The 11,150-nt window shown below is 59.2% G+C and carries 8 protein-coding genes; 3 read left to right on the top strand and 5 right to left on the bottom strand.

Features of this window, described 5'->3' with window-relative positions; translation table 11 throughout:
- The first annotated feature begins 42 nt into the window (after positions 1-42).
- Positions 43-1,356, top strand: a complete 1,314-nt coding sequence (locus tag AB4Z52_RS10330) for an MFS transporter (protein ID WP_442217810.1) — start codon at positions 43-45, stop codon at positions 1,354-1,356.
- Between the two features lie 25 nt (positions 1,357-1,381).
- On the opposite strand, the gene AB4Z52_RS10325 is transcribed toward AB4Z52_RS10330, so the two are convergent.
- The 4 genes from AB4Z52_RS10325 to mscL form a co-directional block, all read right to left on the bottom strand.
- On the bottom strand, positions 1,382-3,343 hold the full coding sequence (locus AB4Z52_RS10325) for a putative bifunctional diguanylate cyclase/phosphodiesterase (protein WP_442217809.1): 1,962 nt from the start codon (positions 3,341-3,343) through the stop codon (positions 1,382-1,384).
- A 143-nt stretch (positions 3,344-3,486) separates the two neighbouring features.
- Positions 3,487-4,518: a UDP-glucose 4-epimerase GalE gene (gene galE, locus AB4Z52_RS10320; protein WP_442217808.1), complete on the bottom strand. Its 1,032-nt coding sequence runs from the start codon at positions 4,516-4,518 to the stop codon at positions 3,487-3,489.
- Between the two features lie 220 nt (positions 4,519-4,738).
- Positions 4,739-5,905, bottom strand: coding sequence for a pyridoxal phosphate-dependent aminotransferase (locus AB4Z52_RS10315; RefSeq protein ID WP_442217807.1), 1,167 nt, complete (start codon positions 5,903-5,905; stop codon positions 4,739-4,741).
- 132 nt (positions 5,906-6,037) lie between these two features.
- Positions 6,038-6,472, bottom strand: a complete 435-nt coding sequence (mscL, locus tag AB4Z52_RS10310; RefSeq protein ID WP_442217806.1) for a large conductance mechanosensitive channel protein MscL — start codon at positions 6,470-6,472, stop codon at positions 6,038-6,040.
- A 217-nt stretch (positions 6,473-6,689) separates the two neighbouring features.
- Between mscL and AB4Z52_RS10305 the strand changes: the two genes are divergently transcribed.
- Positions 6,690-10,196: a hybrid sensor histidine kinase/response regulator gene (locus AB4Z52_RS10305; RefSeq protein WP_442217805.1), complete on the top strand. Its 3,507-nt coding sequence runs from the start codon at positions 6,690-6,692 to the stop codon at positions 10,194-10,196.
- A gap of 22 nt (positions 10,197-10,218) precedes the next feature.
- On the opposite strand, the gene AB4Z52_RS10300 is transcribed toward AB4Z52_RS10305, so the two are convergent.
- Positions 10,219-10,662 (bottom strand): YybH family protein, encoded by a 444-nt coding sequence (locus AB4Z52_RS10300; RefSeq protein ID WP_442217804.1) that lies wholly within the window; start codon positions 10,660-10,662, stop codon positions 10,219-10,221.
- A gap of 131 nt (positions 10,663-10,793) precedes the next feature.
- Here AB4Z52_RS10300 and AB4Z52_RS10295 point away from each other — a divergent pair, with 131 nt between their 5' ends.
- Positions 10,794-11,150, top strand: coding sequence for a VOC family protein (locus AB4Z52_RS10295; RefSeq protein WP_442217803.1), 357 nt, complete (start codon positions 10,794-10,796; stop codon positions 11,148-11,150).

Below are 11,150 nucleotides of genomic sequence, written 5' to 3'. Positions count from 1 at the left end.
ATATCCAAAATTTTTAGCACGTAAATCGGATTGGGACGCCTGATGACGGACACAATCAACTTGATACAGAGTGCGCTTACCATTGACAAGAAAACGCGACTGAGATCGATCATAGGTGGCTCCGCGGGAAATATGGTCGAGTGGTATGACTGGTATGTCTACACCGCCTTCACGCTATATTTTGCCCCGGTCTTTTTCCCTTCCGGCAATCAGACAGCAGAACTTCTGAGCGCTGCGGCAGTCTTCGCCGTCGGTTTCCTCATGCGTCCCGTCGGCGCCTGGCTCATGGGCGTCTATGCCGACAGGAAGGGCCGTAAGGCTGGCCTGACGCTCTCGGTAACGTTGATGTGCCTCGGCTCGCTGCTGATTGCCGTCACGCCGGGTTATAGTTCAATTGGTTTGCTCGCCCCAACCGCCCTGGTGCTCGCCCGATTGTTGCAAGGCATCAGCGTCGGAGGCGAATATGGTGCAAGCGCCACCTATCTCAGTGAAATGGCTGGAAAGAAGAGCCGCGGATTCTATTCGAGCTTTCAGTACGTAACGCTGATCTCCGGCCAATTGATCGCACTAGCCCTCCTGCTTGTCCTGCAGAGCATTCTCACGCCGGAACAGTTGGGCGCATGGGGCTGGCGCATTCCCTTCGCCATCGGCGGCATCCTCGCCATTGCCGTCTACTTTATTCGACGCGGTCTTGCCGAGACACCGTCCTTTCAAAATGCCAAGGATCATCTGGGGAAAAAGTCCAGCGGCCTTATCCTTTTCATGCATTATCCAAGGGAAGCCTTTACCGTTTTGGCGTTGACCTCGGGCGGCACCTTGGCTTTCTATGCCTACACCACCTATCTGCAGAAATTCCTGGTCAATACATCCGGCTTCAGCAAGGAGTCATCCAGCGAGATCACGGCGCTTGCGCTTCTCGCGTTCATGCTGGTCCAGCCGCTCGCAGGTGCGCTCTCCGACCGGGTCGGCCGCAAACCGTTGATGGTGGGATTCGGGATTCTCGGGGTGATGTTCACCTATCTCATCTTCTCGACGCTGGCGACGGCGACCAGCCCCTATGTCGCCTTCGCCCTGTCGCTGGCAGGACTGTTGATCGTTACCGGCTACACCTCGATCAACGCGGTTGTGAAAGCCGAACTCTTCCCGGCGCATATCCGCGCACTCGGTGTGGCGCTCCCCTATGCTCTCGCCAATACGATCTTCGGCGGCACCGCCGAATGGGTCGCATTGAAACTCAAGCAACTCGGTCATGAAATGTGGTTCTTCTGGTATGTGACGATCATGATCGGCCTGTCGCTGATCGTTTATCTGCGCATGCGCGATACACGCGATCACAGCTTGATCCGCGAAGACTAAGACGGTTTTGGCAGCTTCGTGGATCTCACGCGCGCAGGGGACTGCGCTCTATCGTATCCGCCTGGCTCTCCAGCGCAAATTCGATGGCTTGCCACAGCGGGAGCGGCCGGCAGAAGTGATAGCCTTGCGCCAAGCGCACGCCGCATGCATGGAGAGCGCTGGCAATCTCAGCCGTTTCCACGCCTTCGGCGACGGCATCGATGCCGAGATTGTGGCAGAGGCTTGCGACGGACCGCGTGATGTTCATGCAGCGAACGTCTTTTTCAAACTGCAGGACAAAGCTCTTGTCGATCTTGATCTTGTCGAACTCCAGCCGGTGGATATGGCTGAGGCTGGAAAAACCGGTGCCGAAATCGTCGAGGGCGATGGTAATGCCGGCAGCGCGAAGAAGACCTATCACCTCATAGGCGGTATCGAAATCCGACAATAGCGCCGTCTCGGTGATTTCGAACTCTATGCGACGCGGATCGATGCCGGAGACGTTGACCATCGACAGCAAAGCCATCGAAGTCTCATGGTCGCAAATATCGCGAGCCGAGAGATTGAAGGAAAGCCGCAGCGGCTCGGGAATGGTTGCAAGTCCCACCAGGGCCTGTGCAAAGAGGATCCGCGTCATCTTGCCGATCATTGCGGTGCGCTCGGCAGCGGGAACAAATGCGTCGGGACTGATCCGCCCGAAACGGATGCTGTTCCAGCGGGCCAGCGCCTCAAAGCCGACAACCCGTCCCGTCGCCAGGTCGATCACCGGCTGGTATTCGAGCGAAAGCTCCTTGGCAAACTGATCGCCTTGCAGCTCGAGTTCGATGAGGTGGCGCTGTTTGAGAATGGCCTCGTGGTCCTGGGAGAAGAACTCGACGCTGCCGTTGCGCTTGCTCTTGACCTGATAGAGTGCGAAGTCGGCCTTCTCGTAGAGCTCCTCGGCGGAATGATCACGACCCTCCGGGCATACGATGCCGCAGGAGCCGGAGATGCGGATGGATCCTCCGGGGATCTCGTAAGGCACGCGCAACGCCGAGCAGAACTCCTGGCCGAGATCGCTGACACGCTGCTGGCTCATGCCGTTTGGAAAGATGATGCCGAATTCGTCGCCGCCAAGTCGCGACACCATGCCTTCGCCACCCATCAGCCCGACAAAGCGAATGGCTGTCTCTTTCAGAACCATGTCGCCGGCGGAATGTCCGAAGACATCGTTGACAGGCTTGAAGCCATCGAGATCGACCAGGCCGACGACCGGCGGTTCGTTCGGGCGCTCCCTCACCTGGCGCTGCAATTCGCGAAAAAAGCTGCGGCGGTTGGCAAGGCCGGTCAGTTGGTCCTGCAGGGCATTGCGGCTATTGATAAGATTGAATTCCTCGGCCTCGGCGCGCTTTTCTCCGAGCTCTTCCGTCAGCCGGACCAGGCCGGCGAAATTCTGGAAATAGCTGTGAATGACCCGCAGGAACGGATAGGCGAGGAATATGACGCTCGTGGCGGTCGCCTGGAAAACCGGATTGCCGGAGAACATGAAGACGATCACCATCGTCGAAAAGGTCGTCGCGGTCGTCACGATCGCGGCAGCCGGCAGATGCATAAGGCAGAAGATGCAGGAAATGCCCGTCACCACGAGGAAATATGCGATCTGTCCCTGCTGGTAGGCATTGCCATATTGGTAGAGCGCCGTTGCCCAGCCGGCAAAGCAGAAGGTCAATATGCCGGCTGCAAAGATCGTTCGGCGCATGACCCGATAGGCCTGCTCGGCGTTGAGCTTGCCTTTGCCGTTCAGCTGCCACCAGACGGCACGGATGGCGCACAGGACACTGAGCGCCACGGGGATGTATAGCGCCAGCCAAAGCGGCGCTGCATTGATGTGCGTTATTGCAACGGCCAAAGCATTGATGATCAGGAGGATATAGAGAATTGGAATTTGCGACGACAGTGCATCGTACTGAGCCAACAGGAATTTCGGGTTGTCCCTTTGCAGGCGCATTCCTGAAATCAAGTTCTTCATGGCTTCCTTCCGTTTGCAATGAAAAAACCACAGAAGTCTTGATTTTCAGTTATTTCTAATATGACTAATTAGTATTATCTCATGAATAAAATTTTCACTTTCTCTCAGCCCTGGCTCGAAGCGCTGCGGATTATTCACACTGCCTAGAAGCTTGCCACCAATGCCTTGCGGCTGGCTTCAAGATCAAGCTTCGAACGTCTGCCGAGGTAGCTTTCCCAATCGAGCGCGGAACGCACTATGGTTTCCATGCAATTGTATTTTGGCGTCCAGGCCAGTTCCTTGCGCGCCAGGCTCGAATCCGCAACCACGCTTGCCGCGTCCCCCACGCGGCGCGGCGCCATCCGGATCTTGAAGGCCTGACCGTGGACGCGCGTGACCATGTTCAAAACGTCGAGGACGGAATAGCCCATGCCATAACCGCAATTGGCAATGAGCGAAGAACCGCCGGCGCGCAGGCGATATAGCGCTTTCAAATGTGCTTCGGTGAGATCGGTGACGTGGATGTAGTCGCGCACGCCGGTTCCGTCATGGGTCGGATAGTCCGTACCGTAGATATCCACCTGTTGGCGCTTGCCGAGCGCTGCTTCGCACGCGACTTTGACCAGATGGGTTGCACCGTCAGTCGACTGGCCGGCCCGGCCTTCGGCATCGGCACCGGCGACGTTGAAATAACGCAGCGCCACATAGCGGAAATCGTAGGCGGAAGCCACGTCACGCAGCATCATCTCCGACATCAGTTTAGAATGCCCATAGGGTGTTTCGGGATGGAGCGGCGCTGTCTCCGAGACCGGGTCGCAGGAGGCCTGTGGACCATAAACAGCTGCGGTCGAGGAAAAGACGAAATGGCGGATGCCGGCCTTGATCGCGGCACTCATCAGCGACCGGGTCTTGCCGGTATTGTTGTCGTAATAGGCAAGCGGATCGACGATCGATGTGGGAACCACCGCGGAACCGGCGAAATGGATGATCGCCTCGATGTCGTTTTCGGTGAATATTTTTTGAAGAAGTGCCTCATCGGCGGCATCGCCGAGATAAAAGCGGGCAGCAGGGGCGACGGCCCAGCGGAAGCCGGTGGAAAGCCTGTCGATGACGACCACGTCCTCACCCGCATCTAGCAAGGTCCAGACCATGTGGCTGCCGATATAACCGGCGCCGCCTGTTACCAATACGGCCATCTATAAGCGTCCCTGAGTTGTTCTGCGGGAAGCATATGCAGTTCAGCTTCTTTCAGATTTGATTATGAACCCACCTTTTGGGCCGTTGAGAAGCAGTAGATTGTTCATATGGTTAGGGAGGTATTCCGCCATTCGATCAAACTTTATCGATCGGCATTACTGACATGAAAAAGCCCGACGCGAGGCCGGGCTTGGGCATCGTCGGACTTGGCAAGCACAATCAGCGCTTGAGGATATAATCGCAGAGGCGCTGTGCCGCATCGGCAATCTGTGCGGGGTCGCGCAGGAAGCAGGCCCGCAGGAAAGCCTCGCCGCCGGGCCCGAACGCAGTGCCGGGCGCAAGGCCTACTCCGGTCTTGTCGACGATATCGAGCGCAGCCTGGCGGCTGTCGGTAATGCCGTCGACCTTTAGGAAGGCGTAGATCGCACCGTCCGGCTTCAACGTCTCGACGCGGTTTGTCGCAATCAACGCGTCGCAGAGGATATCGCGCGAGCGTGTCGCCTTCTCGATGTTCGAGCGGACAAAGTCATCGCCTTCATCAAGGGCTGTAACCGCGCCCTTCTGCATAAATTGCGCGACGCCTGATGTGGAATACTGAACCAGATTTTCCATGACCTGCCCGGTTTCCGGCGGCGCGACGATCCAGCCGACGCGCCAGCCGGTCATCGACCAGTTCTTGGAGAAGGAGTTGACGAAGATGATCCTGTCGTCGGCTTCCTTGATATCGAGGAAGGAAGGCGCTCGCCCACTGGCGTAATAATAGAGCGCGTAAATCTCATCGGCCATGATCCAGAGGCCATGCTTGCGGGCAAGGCCAAGAAGGGTTGCCAGATCCTGGTGCGTCGCTGTCCAGCCCGTGGGGTTCGAGGGCGTGTTGACGAATATGCCCTTCGTCCTCGGCGTGATGGCCGCCTCCAGCCTTTCGATGTCGATCGTCCACTTGCTGTTTTCGAACCGCAGCGGCACGCCGATGGATCTTGCGCCCGATATTTCGAGTGCCGCGGAAATATTGGGCCAGGCGGGCGTCAGATAGATCATCTCGTCACCGGGCGAGGTAATCGCCTGAACCGCCAGCTGGATTGCCTGCATGCCGGAGCCGGTGACATAGAAATGCTCCATCGGCAACGAGACGCCGAAACGCCTCAGGTAATAGTCGGAGAGAGCCTGGCGAAGCTCCGGGATGCCGCGCTGCCAGGTGTAGAAGGTCTCGCCGGCCGCAAGGGATGCAATCGCTGCACGGTTGATAAAGTCGGGGGTCGGCAGATCGCCTTCGCCTGCCCAAAGCGGAAGGAGGCCATCACGGCCACGGGCGTAGTTGACGACTTCGACAATCCCGCTTTCTGGCGCGGCGAGCGCGCGCGGGCTGAGGCTATTCAATATCGACACGCAAGGTCTCCGGTTTGACCATTCATACCGCAGTTCGTCGGGCAAATCCCATGACTTTGCCTGAGCGACAGATCGATTCCGGTGATGAATGGCGCTCCGACCCGAGGCGAGTTCGAAGCGCCAAAGCGATGATCAGACGGCCGGCCGCTTGGCGAGCAGGTCGCGGATTTCGGTCAGGAGTGCAACGTCTGCCGGCGGCGGAGCAGCTACATTTGCGGCCTCCTCCTTGCGTTTAACCTGTTCGCTCAGGGTGTTGACGCCCTTGACCATCAAGAAAATGATCCAGGCAAGGATCAGGAAGTTGATCAGGACCGTCAGGAAGCTGCCATAGGCGAAGACCGCACCCTGGGCACGGGCGGCGGCAAGCGAAGGCGCATTGACGTTATGCGAAAGCGCGATGAAATAGTTAGAGAAGTCGAACCCGCCGAAGACAGCGCCGACCACCGGCATGATGATGTCATCGACGAGAGATTTGACAATGCCGCCGAACGCGCCGCCGATGATCACACCGACTGCAAGATCCATGACGTTGCCACGAGCGATAAATGCCTTAAACTCATTGAGCATCACTAATCCCCTTCCCTGCTCTACGATTAAAAATGCCTTTGAATTCATAGCTACATCTTTGGCCTCTTTGTTCAATAGACAATTGCCACTATGGGTGGCCGTATGCCGCTATTCCCTTTTGAATATGTGACTTAAGACTAAGGGCAGGCCGGATTTTCAAGTCGGTCGATTTGACCTAAGCTCCAGCGACAACTGCGACGGCGCGCGGGGAGGACGCATGCTTCCGGGATGGGTCATTGTCGCCTCGGCTTTCGGCTATCTGCTTTTGCTTTTCGCCGTCGCAAGCTATGGCGACCGCCGGCGCCGGACGCGGACGCTGCCGGAAAGCGGACGGCCGGTCGTCTATGCGCTCAGCCTGGCAATCTATTGCACCTCATGGACCTATTTCGGCGGCGTCGGCCTTGCCTCGCAAAAGGGGCTGGAGTTCATCGGAATCTATACCGGCCCGATCCTCGTCTTCACGCTCGGCATGCCGATCATGCGGCGGATCATCGAGCTTGCCAAAGCCGAGAAACTGACCTCGATCGCCGACTTCATCGCGGCCCGCTACGGCAAGAACTCGACCGTTGCTATGATCGTGGCGCTGATATCGCTGGTTGGCGCCATTCCTTATATCGCGCTGCAACTAAAGGCGGTCTCCGCCAGCGTCTCGGCCATGGTCAACCCTACCGACTACGGTATCGGCAGCGGTAATCTCTATTTCCTCGACCTGCCGCTGATCGTCACAGTCGTGCTTGCCTGCTTTGCGACCATGTTCGGCACCCGGCACACCGATGCCACCGAGCATCAGGACGGACTGATCCTGGCGATCGCGATGGAATCCGTTGTCAAGCTCGTGGCGTTCCTGACGGTTGGCGTCTGCGTCATCTGGTTCCTGTTCGACGGGCCGGCCGATCTTTGGGCAAAGACGCTTCAGAACGGCCTGGCGATGTCGGCGCTCGAATACAAGACGCCGCTTAGCCGATGGATCACGCTGACGCTGCTCTCGGCATTCGCCATCATCATGCTGCCACGGCAATTCCATGTGACGGTGGTCGAGAACCACAGCGCCAAGGAGCTGCGGCTAGCCGGCATACTTTTTCCGCTCTATCTCATAGCGATCAACATCTTCGTCATTCCCGTCGCGATCGGCGGCGTCCTGACCTTCGGGGGGAGCGGCAATGCCGACCTCTACGTCCTGTCGCTGCCGCTCACCGGCCGGATGCCACTGGTGTCGCTGATCACCTTCATCGGTGGCTTTTCGGCCGCAACCGCCATGGCCATCGTTGCCTCGGTCGCACTCTCGATCATGATTTCCAACGACATCGTCATGCCGGTTTTCCTGAAGCGTAAGCTTATGAGCAATGGCGGCCAGCGCGAGGATTTTGTCCATCGGCTGCTGCACATCAGGCGGACAGCCATCTTCGGCGTGATGCTTCTCGGCTACGGATACTACCGCTCGACCGACAGCACGACCGGGCTTGCCTCGATTGGCCTGCTGTCGTTTGCGGCCGTGGCGCAGATGGCGCCGGCGCTGTTCGGCGGGTTGATATGGCGAAGGGCCAATGCCCGCGGCGCGATCCTGGGCTTGAGTTTGGGCTTCCTGATCTGGGCCTATCTTCTGTTTCTGCCAAGCCTCGGCGGCCCGAACTACACCTATGTCTCGTCCGCCGTGCTCTCTTTCATCTTTCCGGGCGCCGGCGTCTTTTCCGGCCCTGAGGCCGATCCGCTGGTCAATGCGACAGTGCTCAGCCTTTTGGTCAACACTGCTGCCTTCGTCCTTGGTTCGCTCACTCGCAACGCCCGGCCGCTGGAACGTATCCAGGCGGGCATCTTCGTCAAGCGCCACTCGCGCTCGCAATTTGCCACCCGCGACTGGAAGACCCGCGTCAGCGTCGGAGATCTGAAAACGGCGATCGCCCGCTATCTCGGCGAGGAACGGATGCAGCGTTCGTTCAACACCTATGAGCGGACGGCGGGGCGAAGGCTCGAAGACGATCAGCCGGCGGATATCGCTCTCATCCATTTTTCCGAACAGCTACTCGGCAGCGCCATCGGCTCCTCCTCGGCAAGGCTGGTTCTTTCGCTGATCCTGCAGAAGATGGAGGATGCTTCGTCCGACACGGCGTGGCTGCTCGATCAGGCAAGCGAGGCGCTGCAATATAACCAGGACATGCTGCAGACGGCGCTCTCGCAGATGGACCAGGGCATCGCCGTGTTCGACAGCCACAACCGGCTGACGATCTGGAACCGGCGTTTCCGCCAGCTTCTCGATCTGCCGGAAACTGTTGGCCAGGTCGGGTTTCCGCTCGCCGATATCGTTGCGATCTTCAGCGAGCGGGGCGATATCGCGGCCGCCGAGCAGGCCCAGGTGATCAAGCATTTCCTCACGCTCGACAGGCCCTTTCCCCTCGTCCTTGGCAGCGGCGACAGGATCATCGAAGTGCGCTCGAACGCCATGCCTGACAAGGGCTTCGTCGCCACGCTGACCGACAGCACCCAGCGGGTCGCGGCCGACCGGGCGCTGAAACAGGCGAACGAAACGCTCGAGCAACGCGTAGCTGAGCGCACCGCCGAGCTTACCCGGGTGAACCGGGAACTCGCCGACGCGCAGGCCTCCGCCGACGAGGCAAATATCGGTAAGACGCGGTTTTTCGCAGCCGCCGGCCACGACATCCTCCAGCCGCTCAATGCCGCCCGGCTCTACTCCTCGGCGCTGGTCGAGAGGCTGGGGCAGAGTGACGATAGCGCCATGGTCCGCAACATCGATTCCGCGCTGGAATCGGTCGAGACAATTCTCGGCGCCGTGCTCGATATCTCGCGGCTCGACACAGGCGCAATGAAGCCGCGCATGGGGCCGGTGGCGCTCTCTTCGCTGCTTCAGCGGATCGAGACCGACTTTGCGCCGATCGCCCGTGAAAAACATCTGAAGCTGGTGGTCATGCCGACAACGCTCAAGGTGCGCTCCGATCCCAACCTGCTTCGTCGCGTCGTCCAGAACCTGGTGTCGAACGCGATCAAATATACCCTGACCGGCAAGGTCCTCATCGGTGCGCGCCGGCGCGGCGACAACGTCATCATCCAGGTCATGGATTCCGGCATCGGTATCCCGGCATCGAAATTCCGCACGATCTTCAAGGAATTTGCAAGGCTCGACGAGGGAGCAAAGACGGCGTCTGGCCTTGGGCTCGGGCTTTCGATCGTCGACCGTATCGCCCGTGTTCTCGATCATCCCGTCGAACTCAGGTCGATCCCCGGACGGGGCACGGATTTCCGCATCGTCATGCCGCTCGACCTGACCCAGCCGATCGAAGCTGCGGCGCCATCCGCATCGATCACTGAGCGAGCCATGCAGAGCCTGAAGGGCCTGCGCATCCTCTGCATCGATAACGAGCCGAAAATCCTCGAGGGGATGCAGCTTTTGATGTCCGGTTGGGGTTGCGATGTCACGGCAACCGATTCCCTTGCGGCACTTGCCGAGATGTCTAGGACGAACGCGCCGCCCGATATCGTCATCGCCGACTATCACCTCGGCGATGGCACCGGGATCGAGGCGATCCGTCTGGCGCGCCAGAATTTCGGGGCCGACCTTCCAGCCCTTCTCATCACCGCCGACCGCTCGCCCGAAGTCCGGGCCGAGGCCGAAAGGCACGCGGTCGGTGTGCAGCAAAAGCCGGTGCGCCCGGCCGCGCTACGCGCCTATCTGGCCCAGGTCTCTAGCCTTAAGCGGGCGGCGGCTGAGTAGGCCATCCGAGGCCAAAAATTGGCTAAGGCCTGAGCCCAAGCTCGGCCAAACCGCTGCCATCCATCGCAAAGGGAACCGAAGTATGGATGTGTGCGATCTTCCAGGCGCCGCCGATCTTCACGAGCCCGAGCGTCTGGCGGAACCAGAGGTCGACCTTGATGCCGTCGGTCTTGGTGCCCGTCATGTGCATCAGACCATTCCAGAAGGCAACGTCTTCCCCGGCGGTAAGCCTGCCGTTGCGCACTTCTGCTGCGATTGGCCCTTCCCAGGTGGTGAACCAGGCGGCCAGACCCTCGGCGCTTTTGCCCTCGAACGACAATGGGGCCGCCAGCGTAAACTGGATGACGTCGTCGGTAAGCTCTGCCACCGCGTCTACCGCCCGCTTCTCCCCCATCGCCCGTCCCCAGGCCTGCAGGGTGGCGTTGATGGCGGCTTCCTTTCTTGTCTTTCCGATGAATTGGGTCATTCTTCGTCTCCTCTTGGTTTGAACCCGACCATAGGACGCAAGGCGCGGCTAGAAGCCGACAGCGCCTTCTGCTTTCTTCACGCCGGCGGTCAACTCGCACTTCAAGTTCCGGCGAATGGGAGGATAAGAACGTGACAGTGCTTAGAATTGTAGCCAATCTGAAGACCGACGAACCCGAAGCGGCCCGCACTTTCTACGGGACGCTGCTAGGCCTCGATGTTGTGATGGACCATGGCTGGATCATCACCTTTGGCGCCGAGACCAGCATGAAGCCTCAGCTCAGCATCGCCCACGAAGGCGGCTCGGGCAGCCAGGTGCCTGATATTTCGATCGAGGTCGACAATGTCGACGACGTCCATGCCGCCGCAAGGGCGGCAGGTTTCACCATTCTCTATCCGCTCACCGATGAGCCCTGGGGCGTGCGCCGGTTTTACGTGCGTGATCCGCTGGGGAAGGTGGTGAATATCCTCGGGCATCTGTCTGGGTGA

The sequence above is a fragment of the Rhizobium sp. 2YAF20 genome (assembly GCF_052114685.1).
In the GTDB taxonomy this organism is placed as follows: Bacteria; Pseudomonadota; Alphaproteobacteria; order Rhizobiales; family Rhizobiaceae; genus Rhizobium.
Note: the sequence above shows the minus strand (reverse complement) of the source record. Positions and strands in the feature narration are given on the sequence as shown.